The sequence below is a fragment of the Virgibacillus sp. Bac332 genome (assembly GCF_003667785.1).
Lineage (GTDB): Bacteria > Bacillota > Bacilli > Bacillales > Amphibacillaceae > Virgibacillus > Virgibacillus salarius.
Window position 1 is genome coordinate 627,968 of sequence record NZ_CP033046.1, and the last position, 19,024, is coordinate 646,991.

Here is a 19,024-nt window from a genome sequence, read left to right on the forward strand (position 1 = left end):
TTAAATTAACTACTTCACAATTTCAAAGCTTTCTAAAATATAATGGAAGCGAGCTCCATGTCCTTCAGCTGCTTCTAAAAAATACGCTTGTTTAATAACAAAAACCTGCCCGTTCATCGAATCTGTAACATAATATTGGTAAATAGGAGTGTCCCATTCAGGATATTTGCTCCCCCTGCCACGTATCAACTCTGCCTCTATAGGATTTTTTGTTCGAGTTTCTTCAACAATTTCCATTTCTTCGTTATTCAATGTTTCTTTAATATCGGCAACTACTTCTTCTGTTGTGGTATTTTCTTCTCTCCTAATTTCCATATAAACATCTGGATAACTGTCTGGAAGCTCTTCTTTTAGTTCAATTCGGTCAGCTTCTCCACCCTTATCCATCTTATAGCGATCATCATCGAGATAAATAACATAGCGAAGCTCCTCGTTTGTTTCCAGGTGCGTATCTAGCTCCTCTTGTTGACCTTCCATGTCGATCTGTTCTTGCTTTTCTTCAATAAACAAATCTTTTAAGTTTTGTATCATAGCCTGACCAGTCTCTGTCATTACTCCAAATAATAGAATGAGCATTACTGCCGCTAATGATATGCCAGCTACCCATACTCCTCGTCGATTCTTATCATGTTCCGTAATGGAGTGGAATAATTCATCCTCAATGCTTTTCCAGATCGCTTGTTTGACGTCCATATCAAGCTGTGTTTTCCTTTTGAGTTCTGCTTCTAGTTGTTTATCAAACAGGTTATTATCTTTCATCAGAAGCACCTCCCATCATACCTTTCAATTGCTTTCTAGCTTTAAACAGCCTAGACTTCACTGTGTTCACATTTAACTCAAGCACTTCCGCAATATCTTTTTCCGTAAATCCGTTTAAATATTTTAATATGATTACTGTGCGATGATTTTCCTCCAATTTATCCATAGCTAGATACAAATCATCAAAATGGTATGCTTCTTCTGTTTGTTGGTGCAAAAAATCTAGTAACTGATCTGATTCGATACTCCTTGCTTGCTTTGTTTTCTTTTTCATATACCGCCTAGTCTCATTAATTAATATTTGATAAAACCACGCCTTAAATGATCTGGACATATCATAGGAATCAATATTTCGATAGACACGAATAAAGGTTTCCTGAACGATATCTGATGCATCTGACTGATTTTTTGTAATGGCAAAAGCTGTTCGTAGCGAATAGTCAGCAAATCGATCATATAGATTCTTAAATGCCTGATGATTGCCTTTCTTTATTTTTTTAATAAGCCTGGTTTCTTTATCCACCACCAGTGACAATCTCCCTTCATGACGTTCTTACTTATATATACCTTGACATTTTGTAAAAAGTTTTCGACCAGTTAAAACTTTACACTCTACCTTACATTTATTTTAGATAAGATACGTAGCATCATACAGAAAAGCAAATTTGTAATGTATTCGCTTACATGATACGATTGGAAGTACCTATATATTTCTTGAATCCTCAATGCACTTACCATCAGTTACACAGAATACTTTTCAACTGTTGGAAAGATGTAATGCTCATTCCATAGACAAAACGAAGCGCAGCGATACCTGAGAAACAGCGTGTTCTGGTGAGACCTCTCTGCAGCGGCGAGGGGACTCGTAGACCGACTGCCCGTTGTGACAATCTGCCATATTCCATTATTCACATATAAATTGTTCGAGTGGTTAGTTTGAGTGAAGAGATAGACTCACTTTATAAAATAGGAGGGATCTTGATTGGGTAAAACAAAACATAAGGGACCTATTAAGCTCTCGAAGAAACCAGACCCATCCCTTTGGGTCAGTAAAATTCCTTTTGGTTTAGGAAAAATCAAGCCACATCATATCCGAGATACCGCCAAAGTAGCTTGGGAAAACAGAGATAGGCTACCCTACGCTACGCGTATCCTTACACAAGGAGTTTGTGATGGCTGCGCCCTTGGCGTACAAGGCCTTAAAGATCAAACACTAACCGGCCCTCACCTTTGTACTACCAGATTAAATGTTCTTCGCTTAAATACAATGCCAGCAATTAAGAAAGAAATACTACATGCAGATATAGATGAGCTACGAAATCGGAGTAGCACGGAATTACGTCAGCTTGGTAGAATTCCTTACCCTTTAATCCGTAAACAAGGTGAACGTAAATTTCGTCGTATCTCTTGGGATCAAGCTCTAGATACAATTGCTACTAAAATACAATCCTTGCAACCGAAACAATTTTCCTTCTACACGACTTCTCGTGGAATAACGAATGAGACATACTATGTTCTTGGAAAAGTGGCGCGTTTCCTTGGAACAAACAACATTGATAATGCCTCAAGAATTTGCCACTCTCCTTCCAAAACTGCATTAAGCCGATCACTTGGTGTAGGTGCATCCACTTGTAATTACAAGGATTGGATCGGAACGGACGTTCTTATATTCTGGGGTTCGGTTGCTGCGAATAATCAGCCTGTGTCAACCAAATACATGTATGCAGCAAAGAAAAAGGGAACGAAAATTATTGTTATCAACCCATATCATGAACCCTCTATGGATCAATATTGGATACCTTCTATTGCAGAATCCGCCCTATTTGGCACGAAAATAGCTGACGATGTTTATCAGGTTCATATTGGTGGTGATATCGCCTTTATGCACGGGCTTATGAAGCATTGGTTCGAAATGGAGAAGGAAGTACCTGGCTCAGCGCTTGATCATGGTTTTATTAGTAAACATGTTAATGGCCTTGAAAAACTACAATCCACCGTTAATACATATTCATGGGAGCAGCTGGAAGAATCATCTGGTCTCTCTAGGAATAGAATGATTGAATTAGCTACACTCTTAGCACATGCTAAATCAGCAGTATTTGTTTGGTCAATGGGTTTAACGCAGCATCGTTTCGGTACAGACAATGTATCACAAATCGCTAATCTGGCATTACTCCGTGGTTTTATCGGTCGAGAGTTTTGTGGACTAATGCCAATACGTGGGCATTCAGGTGTACAGGGATCAGGTGAAATGGGAGCCGATCCGTTCTCATTACCTGGAGGTAATATGAATGATGATCAGCGAAAACGATTAGAGGGTATTTGGAAGTTTGATATCCCTACCTGGCAAGGTGATATTGTGGGTGAGTCTCTCGAAAATGCTTGCTTGCCAGATGGTCATGAACGAAAACTTCATCTTTATTATTTATCCGGTGGGAATTTCTTAGAAACGATGCCAAATCCAGATTTTATTCAGACATGTCTTGAGAACGTCGAGCTCAGGGTCCATCAGGATATTATCTTAAATACATCCACGCTTACAGATGCAAAAGAAGCAGTACTCGTATTACCTGCAAGAACTAGATACGAACAGCGTGGTGGCGGAACCTCTACATCTACGGAACGAATGGTTTATTTCTCTCCAGAGATAAAGGGCCCACGAATTGAAGAAGCCCGTACAGAGTGGGAAATCTATATAGACTTGGCTAAACGGGTATGTCCAGAGAAGCAAGAACATATTCATTTTGACAATGCATCAGCTATTCGCAAGGAAATTGCAGAAGCTGCACCAAATTATGACGGCATCCAGCACCTACATAAACGAGGGGATCTTTTTCAATGGGGTGGCGCTTGGCTGTGTGAAGATGGAATTTGTCCTACTCCAGATGGCAGGGGAAATTTAATAGCAATCGAAATTCCAGAATTAAGAAAACCCGAAGGGCATTTCTATGTAACAACTCGAAGAGGAAAACAGTTTAATTCCATGGTCTACAGTGAAACAGATCCCTTTAATGATGCAAAACGAGAGGATGTACTAATTAGTGAAGAGGATGCCGTTAAGTATCATATCGAAGATGGTGAGCCAATCGTTGTTTATAATCAACATGGGTTATTTGCCGGACGCGCAAAGTTTGCTCCAATGAAATCTAGTAATTTAGAAGTGCATTGGCCAGAAGGGAATGTTCTTATACCAAAAGGAGTATATGAGGCATATGCTGGAATTCCCGAATATAACACAGTAGTTATTTTAGAAAAAGCTGTGTCCTATTATGCACAAAAAGATAGAAAATATGCCCAAAAACGTATCGAAGAATTAGAGATTGACAGCCACTAAAAGGAGGAGTGACATGCGTTCCAATGAAGCAAATTGGGAGATGATCCGCTTTGATAATACAGGAGATTCAAATGAAACCTCACTAGTGGCTGTAGAAATGCCAATTACTATTCATATAAATGGAAGTGAGTTTGCCACAATGGTATGCTCTCCAAGCAATCTTAAAGAGCTCCTCATTGGATTTTTAGCATCAGAAGGTATAATTCGTAGTTATTCTGCTATTAAAGATCTAGCTATTGATATCGATACTGGCTATGCATATATAGAAATAGATCCTCTCCCAACTACATTTCATCAGGACCATTCTAAGCGTTTCATTGGCTCATGTTGTGGGAAAAGCAGACAATTTTATTTTAAAAATGACGTAAAGACAGCAAAAACTATTCTTTCCAAGCATATGATATCAGCTAAACAGTGTTTTTACTTAATGCATGAATTACAGCAATCCTCTAGTCAGTTCCGTAAAACTGGTGGTGTGCACAATGCTGCACTAGCTACTACTAACGAACTTATGGTTGTTCGTACGGATATCGGGAGGCATAATGCACTCGATAAGCTTTTTGGGCATATTTTGGTAAACAATGTTCCTGTACATGATAAAATTATTGTCTTTAGTGGACGTATCTCTTCAGAGGTCCTTTTAAAGCTATCCAAAATGGGAATTGGTATATTAATTTCTAAATCAGCACCTACTAATTTGGCATTACAGCTGGCAGAGGATCTGAAGATTACCGTTATTGGATTCGTTCGTGGATACCAAATGAACGTATATACCCATCCAGAACGTATCGTGAGAGGAACATAAAAATAAAAGCAAGTCCTACCTTACTGCAGGACTTGCTTTTATTTATTCATACTCGAAAAGAAGTCTTTTAATGGATCCTCTTCTTCCTCTTCGATTACCTCTTGCTGTTGGTTTGTATCTAACGAATCCAAACGTAAACTATCTAAATCTATTTCTTCCTTTAGAGCTGTTTCCTCCAACACAGGCTTACCTGTGTCAATATCATTTTCTTGTAAGTATAGTGCCTCATCAATATTCGTATGATTACTGTTTAAGGAAGCCAATAAGGTCGTAGCTCGCATTGGATCACTTAATAATTGATATAGAATGGTACCTACTAATGCTTCTGAATGCTCATGTTTCAACCAACTCTTTTGTTCCTTGGTTAATTGTTTGGGGAGCGGGACAGTGACCGTTTCCCGCTCTTTTGTAACACTTTCACTTAAGCCTCGTAATACAAATTGGGCAATTTGACTAGAAAAATTTCTCCGTTCCGTTTCCTTGAGTCGTTGTAGTGCCTTTAGTAAATAATCCGGTGTATCGGAAGGAACACGAAAGGTTATTGATTGCCCTCGTTCAATTGTGTTTTTGGCCATTATATCACCCTATTTTGCTTTTGCCTTTACTGCTTCTTTCTCTTCCTTTTCTTGCTTGGCATTCTTATTTACAAAATCAGTTATTAACTTATAATAAGCATTAGCCATCATCCAAATACTTTCCTGTTCATCTTCAAAGAAATCAATGTTAAAGCCATCGAGTTTATTATTAAGTGCTTTTAAATAATCTTTTAAGACTGCTGATCCACCACCGACAAAGTAACAAATTTCCGATTGGGAATTCTTAGCCCACACGTTTCTTAAGAATCGATACTCTTTTTTAGCCAATTCAAGTAGGATATGGTCTGTAATATCGTGAACGCTTGTCCTACTTCCTTTGACCATGATGTGATGTCGGTCATTTTTCCTTGTAATAATATCTACTACATCACGGCGACTATCTAGCTCTACACCATGTTTTGTTCGAATTTCTTCCCTAATCTGCTCCAGTGATTCAGAAACGCCTAAATTAAATCCTTGGGCTTTATCATCGTCAACATTACGATTACGAATCACCGCGATATCTGTTGACAATCCACCAATATCTTGAATAAGTATTTGTTTATCAATCAAATCTTTATTAATAACTTTTAAATCATTATCCATAATTAAATTCACATATGCTGCAAACCCCTCTGGATAAACCTTTACTTCATCAAATTTAATGTTTACTTTCTTACCCTGATGATGTGGTGTTACTAAAAATTCAACTTGGTGAACCGATCCCAGTAATTGAGAACGATAACCTACATCCTTACCTTCCTTTACCTCTCGGAGTGGTAGCCCAGTTCCAAGGGTATAATTTGCATCAATAACTTTATTCTTCATGGAAAAGGCTCCATTTTCTACTGCATCCAATGCTAAGGAAGCAAATAGCATAATTAAGGTTTGATCCTCTTCTGCCTTGCTACTACCGGGATCTAGCTCTGTTGAATTGTTTGTCTTTGTTGCTAAATTCCCAACACGGTAGATTACGTTATTTTCTTCGAGCGCAGGTGAATGTACGCGAATATGAATATTATCCAATACCTCTTTTTTATCTAGCTCTTCAATGCCAATTACGGGACGGTCTTCAAAATCCTGGGCGACTACATTGGGAATATATACCTCGTGTTCCATCTTTCCAAAGTTTGCCTTTAACGCATCGTTTCCCACGTCCACTGCTGCTATTCTTGTTTTTGTCATGTAAGAAAACTCCTCTCCATAATAATACATTCTATCTAAGAGTACTTCCTTTCTTCTTATAACGCAATCCGACTTTTTTCGTATTCTATTTTGTATACATGTTTACAGTTTAGTTTTCGTTGATATAACAGTGTCTACACATATTTGTACACAAGTAAACATTTTTGTGTTCTTCATGTACACTTTTTGTTTACTTGTATACATTATTGTTTGCAAATGAAGTTGATGTGACTATATGTAAAAAATGAGGCCGTGTATTGCTTTTCCAAATAGCAGCATACTCGATTAGAAGGAAAACTAAACGTTACTCAACAAAAAATTAGTTTTCAGGTGATAGCTAACCAAACAATTAATATTAATCCAATGATGTGCTTTCCTATAATAATGAAAACCAACCGATGTTTAATTTTCCACATGGAATTGGTTTGCTTATATTTTTTTCAATTGACATTTTGTTAAGTAACATCAATTTGCTTTTTCTTTACGATTTGTTTGTACACGCTGAAAACGAGAAGAAGAAGGTTTCATGTTTTGATCACCATTACTTTGTTTCACTGTTATCTTCTTTTTTCTTATTGTGAATTTAGTTATAAGTCCTCTCCTTTCTTCTTGCACCTCTTTTATTCCTGTTATAATGAATTGCATGGCGAATATGGTTAGAATAAAAGCTAATAAAGGAAAAAGCGCTAACCAATACGTTTCACCATCAAGTATCGAATTTTTTGCATTGCCCAGTAAACCCGACCATTCGATATGGATTTAGGGGGTTTATCATAAATCGTACCACCAAAAAAGAAGGTAAATACGCCTAAATGTATACATCGTTACCTTAATCTATATAAGATATTGTTGTTGCAACTGCTTTCAAGAACTTTAAAACTAGGAATCTAAAAAAACGGCATGTTACAATAGAAGCAAGGATAGCTTTATTCCATAAGGAGTGAGCGTACATGAGTAAGGTCATTCTCTTTGATGGTGTTTGTAATTTCTGTGATCAGAGTGTTCAATTTATCTTAAAAAGAGATAAGCAAGAGCAGTTTACATTCGCCTCCATACAAGGAGACGCTGGTCAGGAACTCTTAAAAAGAAACCATGTAGCAACTGACATGAATAGTTTTATCCTCATTGACGGTAATAAAACGTATTTTAAATCAACAGCAGCGCTTAGGGTATGTAAAGAATTAAACGGCGCATGGAAGCTTTTATACGGCTTCATGATCATTCCTAAACCGCTTAGAGACTTCCTATATGGAGTGATCGCCAACCATCGCTATGAATGGTTCGGACAGAAACAAAGCTGTACATTGCCGTCTCCTGAAACAAGGAAACGGTTCTTGTAGATAGTGACAGATGAGGAAGTAAAAAACCTAAGTGCAAATTGCACTTAGGTTTCTCCTTTAGCCAACATTCTTTTTCTTCATTTGTTTACTTCTAAGTTGTCCACAAGCGGCATCAATATCTGCACCATTCTCCCAACGAACACCACAATTGATTCCTTTATCCTTCAACGTTTCAAAAAAGGCTTGTATAGATGCTGATTCACTACGCTGATATTGGTTATGTTCATCAACCGAATTATAAGGTATTAAATTGACATATGCTAAGTGTCGATGATTCTCAAGCAGCTTCGCCAACTGAAGCGCCTCCTCCTGATGATCATTGACATCTTTTAACATAATATACTCATACGTAATTCTTCGATTCGTTTTCTCTAAATAATAATCTACTGCCTTCATTAGCTTTTCAATAGGGAAGGCTTTGTTTATTTTCATGATTTGTGTACGTAACTCATTGTTAGGAGCATGGATAGAGATCGCTAGGTTAACTTGGATTCCTGTATCTGCAAACTCATATATTTTATGAGCTAAACCACTCGTTGATACAGTAATATGTCTAGCACCTATATTTAATCCTCTATCGTCGTTTACTACATACAAAAAGTCCATTAAATTAGTAAAGTTATCAAATGGTTCGCCAATTCCCATGACAACAATATGACTAACCCGATCATCCTCACCACGAGAATCTAAATCTTTTTGTACATTCATGATCTGTTCAACAATTTCACCACTAGATAGATCACGATTTTTCTTTAATAGCCCGCTAGCACAGAAACTACAACCGATGTTACAGCCAACCTGCGTAGTTACACAAACAGACAATCCGTAGTTAAATCGCATTAAAACAGTTTCAATTAAATTACCGTCTGCTAAGCGAAATAAATATTTAATCGTACCATCTTTTGATTCTTGCTTAACCTCTTCTTCTAGTGTACCTAAGACAAAATTGTCCTCTAACAAAGCAATCGTCTGTTTATTAACATTCTTCATGTCAGTGAATCGATGGACACGTTTTTTATAAAGCCAATTCCAGACCTGATCAACGCGGAAACGCTGTTGACCATGATCCATTAGCCAATCCGTTAATTGTTCATATGTTAGTCCATAAATGGATGGTTTACTCATGATTTACCCTCATTTCTAGATTATCTTATCCAAACAAACTGCAAAATTTGATAATCTAATACCTAAAAATATTTCTCACCATACTATCTTACTGCAAGTAGTATTTTGTTGCAAACTCATTTCTCCGTACTTTTATGCAGATCACAAGTTATTTGTCTAAAACTTACCTTTTTATGTACGAAGATCACATAATAGTGGTGTGTAGACACGAAAAAGCGCCACCGCTCCATACATTGTATGAAACAATAGCACTCCATTTTCGACTTATGGTAGCACAGTTTCTCCCATTAAATAACGATCACATTCCCTGGCTACGCCTCTTCCCTCATTTATCGCCCAAACAATTAGACTTTGTCCGCGTCGCATATCACCTGCAGCAAACACACCGTCTACATTTGTTTTATAGTCATCATAATCAGCGGCGACGGTCGATTTAGCCGTAGTTTCAATTTGCAATTGCTCAATAAGATCCTGTTCTGGTCCACGGAAACCAATCGCAATCAATACAAGATCTGCCGGCCAAATTTTTTCAGTACCAGGGATTTCATCCCGGACTTTGTTGCCAGCTTCATCATAACGAAGGCGAACGTTTACTGTGTGCACCTCTTTAACATATCCATTGTCATCCCCAACAAATTTTTTAGTCATCACAGCATAAGCACGTGGATCTTCCCCATAAGTACTTGCTGCTTCTTTATGACCGTATTCTACTCGATGAATCGTTGGATATTGCGGCCATGGATTTGTTTCCATATCACGAACTAATCCTTTTTTATCGTAAATATCAAACTGAGTTAGACTCTTACAATTATGGCGAACAGATGTGGCTAGACAATCTGTTCCTGTATCTCCACCACCAATAACAATAACATCCTTACCCGTAGCAGATATATAATTGCCATCCTGTAAATCTGAATCTAGTAGGCTTTTCGTATTGGAATGGAGGAAATCCATTGCATGATGAACACCTTTTAATTGACTCCCCGCCACTTGAATATCACGATGCACTGTCGCACCACCACATAGTACAATCGCGTCAAATTCCTTTCTAAGTTCTTCAGTAGTAATATCTTTACCGACTTCTGTATTCGTTACAAAGGATATTCCTTCTTGCTGCAAAATTTCGACGCGTCTTATCACTACATCATAGGAAAGTTTCATCTCTGGAATGCCGTAAGTTAATAATCCTCCGACACGATCATCTCTTTCAAAAACTGTAACGAGATGACCTGCTTTATTCAACTGAGCTGCTGCGGCTAGCCCTGCTGGTCCAGAGCCAACGACAGCCACTTTTTTGCCAGTTCGCTTTTCTGGAGGCTTCGGGACTACCCAGCCTTCTTGAAAGCCTTTCTCAATAATTGAACGCTCTACGGTTCGAATAGCAACAGGCGGCTCATTAATACCGAGCACACAAGCTCCTTCACACGGAGCCGGACAGGCAATCCCAGTGAACTCCGGGAAGTTATTTTGCTCATGCTCTCGATCTAATGCCTCTTTCCACTTCCCTTCATAGACAAGCTGATTCCATTCGGGAATAAGATGATACACTGGACAACCAGAGGTTACACCATTAATTTCCATTCCTACATGACAAGTAGGTACACCACAATCCATACAGCGTGCCCCCTGTATTTGAACCTCTTTATCCGACAATGGAGCTGTATAATCAAACCAATCCTTGGTACGGACCGCTGGGTCTCGCTCCCGCCGTACTTGTCTGTCATATTCCATAAACCCTGTCTGTTTCCCCATCAAAGGCCTCCTTTTCCAACAAGCAAACGCATATCTATCCCTTTCTTAATTGGCAAACATGGCTATTGTAATGCTCCTACCTCTTTCTTTTCTTCTTTTGCAGGCTGCTTACTCTCCTCAAAGGCAAGCATCTCTGCATCGAATTTGCTCATTCCTTCTGCTCTTAACGTTGCAATTCGGTCATTTATTTTCACAAATGCTTTTGGAATAATTTTCACAAACTGTTCTACATATTTGTCCCAATAGGATAAAATTCGCTCCGCATGTGTACTATTTGTTTCATTTACATGTTGTTGAATAATTCGATAAAGTCGCTGAATTTCTGCTTGATCTGCTACTGTTTCTATATGCACAAGCTCGTCATTCACCTTCGAACAGAATGAATCGTCTTCATCGAATATATATGCTACGCCACCAGACATACCTGCAGCAAAATTTCTTCCCGTACTTCCTAATACTACGACTGTACCACCTGTCATATACTCGCAACCATGATCTCCTACACCTTCAACAACGATGGTTGCTCCACTATTTCTTACTGCAAACCGTTCTCCTGCGAGTCCGCGTATATATGCTTCTCCTCGTGAAGCGCCATAAAAGGCTACATTACCGATTATTGTGTTTTTCTCAGGTGGGAAGGTAACAATAGGGTCTGGATGGACGATAATTTTCCCTCCAGATAGACCCTTTCCTACAAAATCATTGGCATCACCGATAAGTCGTAATGTCATACCTGGTGGAATGAATGCTCCAAAGCTTTGCCCAGCAGATCCGTTAAAATTCAATTTAATCGTATCTTCAGGTAACCCAGCTTCCCCATAGCGATTGGTTATTTCACTGCCTAATAGCGTACCAGTTACCCGATTTATATTACGTATTGCTGTTGTAAACTCAACTGCCTTTTTCTGTTCAATTGCCTGTTTACAATTCGGAATTAGTTCTTGATAATCAAGTGTCTTTTCAATTCCATGATCTTGTTTGATTGTCGCATATCTTCCTACTTTTGCAGGTACATCTGGTTGATAAAGCAACTCTGTCAGATCTATACCTTTTACCTTCCAATGATCAATGGCTTGATTAAATTCAAGCACATCCGTACGACCAATCATTTCATTGATGGTTCGAAAGCCAAGTTCTGCCATTAATTCACGTGCTTCCTGTGCAATAAATTTCATAAAATGGACTACATGTTCCGGGTCTCCCATAAATTTCTTACGTAGTTCCGGATTCTGTGTTGCTATCCCAACTGGGCATGTATCCAAATGACAAACACGCATCATTACGCATCCCAATACGACTAGTGGGGCTGTAGAGAAGCCGTATTCCTCGGCACCCAGCAGACTTGCTACTACTACATCACGCCCTGTCATCATTTTACCGTCTGTCTCCACAACAATTCGATCTCTAAGTCCATTTAATAAAAGCGTTTGATGTGTTTCAGCCAATCCAATCTCCCAAGGTAGCCCTGTATGCTTCAAGCTTGTACGTGGTGCTGCTCCAGTTCCACCATCATAACCACTAATTAAAACTAGATCTGCTCTACCTTTTGCGACACCTGCTGCAATGGTACCAACGCCAACTGCTGATACAAGCTTGACACTAATTCTTGCATTTGGATTCGTATTTTTTAAGTTATGAATTAACTCAGCCAAATCTTCAATGGAGTAAATATCATGATGTGGTGGTGGAGAAATGAGCTCAACTCCTGGAGTAGATCCGCGTACCTCAGCAACCCATGGATATACTTTTTTTCCAGGTAAGTGTCCACCTTCACCAGGCTTAGCACCTTGGGCAATCTTTATTTGGATCTCATCAGCATTCACTAGATAATTGCTGTTTACTCCAAACCTCCCTGAAGCAACCTGTTTAATGGCACTCCTTCTTAGATCACCATTCTCATCACGAGTAAATCGGTCTGTTGATTCACCGCCCTCACCACTATTACTACGCCCACCGATGCGATTCATGGCAATCGCTAAAGACTCATGAGCTTCCTTACTGATCGAGCCAAAGGACATAGCACCAGTTTTAAAACGAGCACAAATAGATTCTATAGATTCTACTTCGTCGAGTGGCACTGGTTTACGTTTTTTAAAGGACAGTAAGCCCCTTAAAGATTGAAGATTCTCCTTTTCATCTGTCAAAAGCTTTGAGTATTCCTTAAATAACTCATAATTACCTGTTCGACAGGCATGCTGTAAAATATGAATAGTTTTAGGATTATATTGATGGTCCTCCCCATCTTTACGATATTGGTATTCATCGCCAGCTTCTAAGGTATAGCTGCCACCACGATTTTCTGAAAAAGCCTTTTGGTGACGCATACGTGTTTCTTCCTCAATTAGGCCAAGATCAATACCACCCAATCTTGAAGCAGTACCAGTAAAATACTTTTCTATAACATCTTTTCTTATACCAATTGCTTCAAAAATTTGTGCTCCTCGATAACTCTGGATTGTCGAGATTCCCATTTTCGAGAGTATCTTTATAATTCCATCTGTCACTGATTGAATATAATTCCGCTTCGCCTGTTTTGCTGTATACTGTTCTAATTCTTGTTTCTCAGCAAGATCTTCTATGGAGTGAAAAGCAAGATACGGATTTATCCCTTCTGCGCCATAGCCGATTAAGCTTGCAAAATGATGAACCTCTCTTGGTTCTCCCGATTCGATTAATAGACTCACTTTAGTACGTAGCCGCTGACGAATTAAATGGTGGTGTAAACCAGATACAGCTAGTAATGCAGGAATAGCTGCTTTATCTTTGCCGATTCCTCGGTCAGATAAAATGAGGATTACAGCACCTTCATTAATGGCTTTATCTGCCTTTACAAAGAGTTCGTTCAGTGCTTTTTCCAATGCATTCTCCTGATCATTTACATCAAAATGCATAAACAAGGTTACTGCTTGAAAACCGGCTAATTGTTGAATACGTAATTTTTCTAATTCGCCATTTGTAAGGATTGGTGTTTTCAAACGAATGTGTCGGCAGCTTTCTGCAGTGGGGTGTACTAGATTCCCCTCTGCTCCAATAGTCGTCTCGACCATTGTGATAATCTTTTCTCTAATGGCATCAATTGGAGGATTTGTTACTTGAGCAAACAATTGCTTAAAGTAGTTGTATAGCAGCTGTGGCTTCTTAGACAGTACAGCTAAAGGTGAATCGTATCCCATGGAACCAATCGGGTCTTTTCCGTCCGTAACTAATGGTTTAATGATTTTATTCAATTCTTCCCGGGTGTATCCAAATGCATGCTGCTGTTTAATTAATTTTTCCTCTCCAAATACCGGCTGTCTATACATTACATCTGGAATATCATCTATATCTATTTTATTATTCAACCATTCCTTATACGGTTGTTCTGATGCAATTTGCATTTTAATGTCTTCATCTGGAACAATGACACCTTTCTCCAAATCAACTAAAAGCATTCTTCCAGGCTCTAATCTACGTTTATACAATATGTCATCAGCAAATATATCCAGGGCACCAACCTCTGATCCAAGAACGATCATTCCACTCTTCGTAACATAATAGCGTGCGGGCCGCAATCCGTTACGGTCCAAACATGCGCCTATTTGCGTTCCGTCAGAAAAGACAAGTGCCGCAGGCCCATCCCAAGGCTCCATCAGTGTACTATGATATTCATAGAAATCTCGTTTTTCTTCTTTTATTCCATTATCATTTGCCCAAGGCTCTGGAACCATCATCATTGCTGTATGCGCTAGAGAACGTCCAGATAAATGCAGGAATTCAAATGTATTATCAAATATAGATGAATCGCTTCCCTCATAGTCAATTACTGGCAATATCTTTTCCATGTCCTCTTCTGTAAAATATTCCGATGAACACATTTGCTCCCTTGCACGCATCCAATTCACATTGCCTCTTAGTGTATTAAATTCACCGTTATGAATGGTGTATCGATTTGGATGCGATCGTTTCCAGCTTGGAAAGGTATTAGTACTAAAGCGAGAGTGAACTAATGCGAGTGCTGATTTAAAATCAGGATGGTTTAAGTCGATATAAAAGGCATCTAACTGTTCAGGGACGAGCATCCCTTTGTAGACGATGGTACTTGAGGACAAGCTACTAATATAAATATCCTCGAATTCTGGGGATTTTGCAGCTTCTTGTTCGATTCGCTTCCGAATGACAAATAACTTTCGTTCGAACGCTTTTTTATCTTTCACATCTTCCGGTTTCTTTATAAAGATTTGACGAATGGAAGGCATACTTTTTGCTGCTACTTTCCCAATAAATGATTCGTTAATAGGGACTGGTCTCCAGCCAAGAAATGTTTGTCCTTCTTCTCGAATAATTCGTTCAAACATCCTTTTACTTTCCATACGGAGATTATGATTTCTCGGAAGAAATACCATCCCCACACCGTAGTCCCCTTTTGCTGGAAGTTGAATTCCTTCCTTTGCACATTGCTTCTGAAAAAAACGATTCGGAATCTGTGTTAAGATTCCGGCACCATCCCCTGTACTGGTATCTGCCGATTGACCACCACGATGCTCCAGGTTACAGAGAATATTAATGGCATTTTGCACAATATTATGCGTCTTCCTACCGTTTATGTTTGCAATCATCCCTATCCCACATGCTTCATGTTCAAAATCAGGACGATACAATCCCTGTGATTCAGGGAATCCATTTCGCGACATCCCAACATCCCCTTTCTTAACATCAAAATTCACATGATCTATATTTTAATTTCATTGATTTCAGAAGCTTTAAAACCACCTATCACATAATTTTCGCACTGTTCCATCCATTCGGAAAAAAGTATAGTAGGATTATCATATCATAATTTTTATTTTACCTCAAAATTCAGATAAGTTATTTTAATACAATATTATTAAATTTTAATAAATGAAAACGCTGTCTTTTTCGTGTTTCTATTTTCTTTATTCATCTAAACTGCATGATTGACAAGGGGTATAGACAGGTTGAGGATTACTTCACAAAAATTTCAATTTTTATTAAAAATTTTCTTTGAATTTTTCTTAAACCATGGTTAAATGATCAATTCTTTCGTGGTCTAGACCAGTTGAATTATATACAATTGATTTATCCGCTTTAACAGCTATCAACGAGCTATCTGTTTTCTACCGAAGCTAATCGTTGGACGGTTTATAAAAAAATCCGTATCATTTCTTATTAAGAAATAAGCGAAGAGGTGAAAAATAATGACTCATACGAAGACATTTCAGCATATACCATTATCTGTCTTAGACTTAGCTCCTGTTAATGAAGGCAGCACACCAAGCGATTCTTTTAAAAATAGTGTAGCTTTAGCACAGGATGTAGAGAAATTTGGCTTTAACCGTTACTGGCTAGCTGAACATCATAACATGCCTGGAATAGCTAGCTCTGCAACCTCCGTAATTATCGGACATATTGCCGAAAAAACAAATCACATTCGTGTAGGAGCAGGTGGTGTTATGCTGCCAAATCATGCAACACTTGTCATTGCCGAGCAATTTGGAACGCTTGAGTCACTCTATCCAGGACGCATTGATTTAGGGCTTGGCCGTGCACCAGGGAGTGACCAAGCGACAGCATATGCGCTAAGGCGGACACTAAATATGAGTGTGGAAGATTTCCCTATGCAAGTAAATGAATTACAAGATTACTTCGCTAAAGATCCGGTTTCTCGTGTAAAAGCTGTTCCTGGTCAAGGGTTAAACATCCCTATTTGGTTACTCGGTTCTAGCGATTTTAGTGCTAGATTAGCAGCTCAAAAAGGGTTGCCATTTTCCTTTGCTAGTCATTTTGCACCTGCATATACAATTCCTGCATTAAACTTATATCGAGAACAGTTCCAGCCATCCGAATATATGGATAAGCCATATGCCATGGTTGGTGTTAATGTAATTGCTGCAGACTCTGATGAGAAGGCGAGCTATTTAGCGACTTCCTTGCAGCAGCAATTCTTAAATATGCGTCGTGGAAAACCAACAAAGCTAAAGCCACCGATTGAAAATATCGAGGCCCATTTCTCTATTAACGAGCTTGAAGCTATCAAACAAACGCTAGACCCTCGTACAACGATAATTGGCAGCAAAGAAACGGTTAAACAGGGGTTGAAAAATTTCTTAGAGGAAACACAGGCGGATGAAATGATTATAAGCTCTCAAATCTATCATCAAGCAGATCGGCAGCGGTCGTTCGAAATTATTTCTGAGTTAATGGATTAACAAGCTATCATTAATGTTTACTTAAAACAGGTTCTATCACGCTCCATTAACATACTTCCCTTTCCTGCGGGATCTTCAGCCCGTACACTGTTCCCGCAGGATAAGGAAGGCATCAGCAGCGATGCATCGTACGCAGAAAAACGCTCTTCTTTTTAAGGAGTCTACGTATTGTGACTTCGCTTCGTATCAACATTTTATCCCGCATATAACTGGCGGTAAGCCCCGCACTTCAAGCTATGAAGTGAACCACTATGGATATGTGGGATCAACTACCAGTAAATGTCCGATTGGTTCACGGGCCTTTAGGTCATACCCTTGTGGTACTAACTATCCGCGGGGATAAATAAGCCCCCCACGGATGGAAGGTTCACTTTATCATTTGGCTTTTGGGTTAACGATTTTAGGTTCGTCCCCGACCTTTTTATCCTTTATTTTTTTCTAACAACTTCTTAATCTCTTTTAATTCCTTCTGAACCTCAGCTAGTTTCATATCCGTTGGTGATGGAGAATCTTCTCTACTAGCTTCTTCTACATTATTGACAACAACCCCAACAAATAAATTAACAATTACAAATGCACCAATAAGAATGAATGTGACGAAGTACCACCAGGATGAAGGATCTTCAGCTAAGATTGGGCGCATTACACCACTTGCCCATGACTCCAATGTGATGACCTGAAAAAGCGTCAATAAAGACTGGTGTAGTGTACCGAAGTATTCAGGAGCGATTAGTTGAAACATCATCGTACCAATAACACCGTATACATAGAAGAAAATACCTAACAGCAGTAGGATCGTTCCCATTGAAGGAATAGTGAGAAGTAATGCATTAACCATCTTTCGTAATGAAGGTATAATAGAAATGGCCCTTAACACACGAAGCACACGCATTATTCTTAATACCGTTACATAATAGGAGCCAACCAATACATGTCCACTAAGTACAATTACAAAATCAAATACACTCCAAGGATCTTTAAAGAATGCCTTAAGAGAACGACTGCCAATTAGTCTAATTACAATTTCCAATGTAAATATCCAAAGTAATATTCGATCGGCAAGATATATCCAACCTGCATACTTTTCTGCAACAAAACTATATGTCTCTAAACCGACTAAAATGGCGTTCAAAACAATTAATACTATAATTGTATTCATAAAAGCAGGATGTTCTGCTAGCGTTGCACACTTTTTACGAATTGTGCTCATGATATAATACTTGCCTCCTTCTCTTTAGTAATTTTACTGATTTCCCTATCGTTTGTCACCTACATATTACTTTTCTACTGTTAATTTTCCGTGAACAACCAAACTCGTAAATAGAAAGCGACAGTGAATTTATGTCTATACCCCCTACCATCGCATACGTTATTGAATTATAAAGCTCTCAACGGTTTAAAAAAACTGAGCAAAATTCGCTCAGTCCTTATCACTAAATGCTCAGATTTACGCTTCCTCTAGTAGCTATTATGGAATAATAGCTACTGCTTGCTTGACCACCACTCCGGCTGCCCACTTCCCTTTCCGTGGGGTTTGTCCTTCAGCTAACTTTTTTAGCAAAGCCCGCTCAAAAAAGTGGATCTTCAGGTCAAACATTTCCCACAGGAGTTGAAGTGGCCGGCCTTCGCTATTATCAGGCTCTACAACGCTAGCATGAAGTAACACAGCTGCTTTTATACTCACGGATAGCGATTTTCACTTTACCCATTGTAAAAAAAGTCAACCTATTACTTATGACAAGAATTGTTGCACCTTCTCATAGCGGAGACGAATTACGTAGACTCCTGCGGGATTAGCGCGAGCCGAAAATCCACTTTGCAACGTGTTCTTCTTTGCAAAGTTAGTTGAGGCCGTGCCCGCGGAAAGCGAAGTAATTAGTCGGAGCATTGCCAATATACATCAAACATTTCAAAATAACTACTTCGCTTAACGCAGTCATTGC

The 19,024-nt window shown here is 38.8% G+C and carries 14 protein-coding genes; 4 read left to right on the plus strand and 10 right to left on the minus strand.

The window, feature by feature from the left end; genetic code table 11:
- Positions 1 to 9: 9 nt before the first annotated feature.
- A complete protein-coding gene (locus D9782_RS02875; protein ID WP_121604028.1) occupies positions 10 to 759 on the minus strand; it encodes a hypothetical protein in 750 nt (249 codons plus the stop codon).
- The gene (locus D9782_RS02880) at positions 749 to 1,285 is read right to left on the minus strand and encodes an RNA polymerase sigma factor (protein WP_121604029.1); all 537 of its coding nucleotides are present in this window, start codon (positions 1,283 to 1,285) and stop codon (positions 749 to 751) included. The genes D9782_RS02875 and D9782_RS02880 overlap by 11 nt, the downstream gene beginning before the upstream one ends.
- A 456-nt stretch (positions 1,286 to 1,741) precedes the next feature.
- On the opposite strand from D9782_RS02880, the gene D9782_RS02885 reads away from it, so the two are divergent.
- Both D9782_RS02885 and fdhD read left to right on the plus strand, forming a co-directional pair.
- Complete coding sequence (locus D9782_RS02885; RefSeq protein WP_121604030.1) at positions 1,742 to 4,093, plus strand: FdhF/YdeP family oxidoreductase; 2,352 nt, start codon at positions 1,742 to 1,744, stop codon at positions 4,091 to 4,093.
- A gap of 13 nt (positions 4,094 to 4,106) precedes the next feature.
- Positions 4,107 to 4,898, plus strand: coding sequence for a formate dehydrogenase accessory sulfurtransferase FdhD (gene fdhD, locus D9782_RS02890; protein WP_121604031.1), 792 nt, complete (start codon positions 4,107 to 4,109; stop codon positions 4,896 to 4,898).
- 38 nt (positions 4,899 to 4,936) lie between these two features.
- Here fdhD and D9782_RS02895 read toward each other — a convergent pair whose 3' ends face one another.
- From D9782_RS02895 to D9782_RS22680, 3 genes are all read right to left on the minus strand, one after another.
- On the minus strand, positions 4,937 to 5,473 hold the full coding sequence (locus D9782_RS02895; RefSeq protein ID WP_121604032.1) for a hypothetical protein: 537 nt from the start codon (positions 5,471 to 5,473) through the stop codon (positions 4,937 to 4,939).
- A 9-nt stretch (positions 5,474 to 5,482) separates the two neighbouring features.
- The gene (locus tag D9782_RS02900) at positions 5,483 to 6,658 is read right to left on the minus strand and encodes a ParM/StbA family protein (RefSeq protein WP_121604033.1); all 1,176 of its coding nucleotides are present in this window, start codon (positions 6,656 to 6,658) and stop codon (positions 5,483 to 5,485) included.
- 465 nt (positions 6,659 to 7,123) lie between these two features.
- Positions 7,124 to 7,303 (minus strand): hypothetical protein, encoded by a 180-nt coding sequence (locus tag D9782_RS22680; protein WP_162986315.1) that lies wholly within the window; start codon positions 7,301 to 7,303, stop codon positions 7,124 to 7,126.
- 305 nt (positions 7,304 to 7,608) lie between these two features.
- On the opposite strand from D9782_RS22680, the gene D9782_RS02905 reads away from it, so the two are divergent.
- Complete coding sequence (locus D9782_RS02905) at positions 7,609 to 7,998, plus strand: thiol-disulfide oxidoreductase DCC family protein (protein ID WP_121604034.1); 390 nt, start codon at positions 7,609 to 7,611, stop codon at positions 7,996 to 7,998.
- A gap of 57 nt (positions 7,999 to 8,055) precedes the next feature.
- Here D9782_RS02905 and rlmN read toward each other — a convergent pair whose 3' ends face one another.
- From rlmN to gltB, 3 genes are all read right to left on the minus strand, one after another.
- A complete protein-coding gene (rlmN, locus tag D9782_RS02910; RefSeq protein WP_026683071.1) occupies positions 8,056 to 9,123 on the minus strand; it encodes a dual-specificity RNA methyltransferase RlmN in 1,068 nt (355 codons plus the stop codon).
- Between the two features lie 264 nt (positions 9,124 to 9,387).
- Positions 9,388 to 10,875: a glutamate synthase subunit beta gene (locus D9782_RS02915; RefSeq protein WP_121604035.1), complete on the minus strand. Its 1,488-nt coding sequence runs from the start codon at positions 10,873 to 10,875 to the stop codon at positions 9,388 to 9,390.
- A 62-nt stretch (positions 10,876 to 10,937) separates the two neighbouring features.
- The gene (gltB, locus tag D9782_RS02920) at positions 10,938 to 15,545 is read right to left on the minus strand and encodes a glutamate synthase large subunit (protein ID WP_121604036.1); all 4,608 of its coding nucleotides are present in this window, start codon (positions 15,543 to 15,545) and stop codon (positions 10,938 to 10,940) included.
- A gap of 525 nt (positions 15,546 to 16,070) precedes the next feature.
- On the opposite strand from gltB, the gene D9782_RS02925 reads away from it, so the two are divergent.
- Positions 16,071 to 17,081: an LLM class flavin-dependent oxidoreductase gene (locus tag D9782_RS02925; RefSeq protein ID WP_200862597.1), complete on the plus strand. Its 1,011-nt coding sequence runs from the start codon at positions 16,071 to 16,073 to the stop codon at positions 17,079 to 17,081.
- A gap of 421 nt (positions 17,082 to 17,502) precedes the next feature.
- Here D9782_RS02925 and D9782_RS02930 read toward each other — a convergent pair whose 3' ends face one another.
- Positions 17,503 to 18,291: an ion transporter gene (locus tag D9782_RS02930; RefSeq protein WP_121604037.1), complete on the minus strand. Its 789-nt coding sequence runs from the start codon at positions 18,289 to 18,291 to the stop codon at positions 17,503 to 17,505.
- Positions 18,292 to 18,549: 258 nt separating this feature from the next.
- Positions 18,550 to 18,765 carry a hypothetical protein gene (locus tag D9782_RS02935; protein WP_121604038.1) on the minus strand — a complete coding sequence of 72 codons (216 nt, stop codon included), beginning with the start codon at positions 18,763 to 18,765 and terminating at the stop codon, positions 18,550 to 18,552.
- Positions 18,766 to 19,024 lie beyond the last annotated feature (259 nt).

Coding starts and splice junctions, on each gene's coding strand:
- D9782_RS02895 (WP_121604032.1), bottom strand. CDS start 5,473: ATGGCCAAAAACACAATTGAACGAGGGCAATCAATAACCTTTCGTGTT.
- D9782_RS02930 (WP_121604037.1), bottom strand. CDS start 18,291: ATGAGCACAATTCGTAAAAAGTGTGCAACGCTAGCAGAACATCCTGCT.
- fdhD (WP_121604031.1), top strand. CDS start 4,107: ATGCGTTCCAATGAAGCAAATTGGGAGATGATCCGCTTTGATAATACA.
- D9782_RS22680 (WP_162986315.1), bottom strand. CDS start 7,303: ATGCAATTCATTATAACAGGAATAAAAGAGGTGCAAGAAGAAAGGAGA.
- D9782_RS02905 (WP_121604034.1), top strand. CDS start 7,609: ATGAGTAAGGTCATTCTCTTTGATGGTGTTTGTAATTTCTGTGATCAG.
- D9782_RS02925 (WP_200862597.1), top strand. CDS start 16,071: ATGACTCATACGAAGACATTTCAGCATATACCATTATCTGTCTTAGAC.
- rlmN (WP_026683071.1), bottom strand. CDS start 9,123: ATGAGTAAACCATCCATTTATGGACTAACATATGAACAATTAACGGAT.
- D9782_RS02900 (WP_121604033.1), bottom strand. CDS start 6,658: ATGACAAAAACAAGAATAGCAGCAGTGGACGTGGGAAACGATGCGTTA.
- gltB (WP_121604036.1), bottom strand. CDS start 15,545: ATGTCGCGAAATGGATTCCCTGAATCACAGGGATTGTATCGTCCTGAT.
- D9782_RS02915 (WP_121604035.1), bottom strand. CDS start 10,875: ATGGGGAAACAGACAGGGTTTATGGAATATGACAGACAAGTACGGCGG.
- D9782_RS02875 (WP_121604028.1), bottom strand. CDS start 759: ATGAAAGATAATAACCTGTTTGATAAACAACTAGAAGCAGAACTCAAA.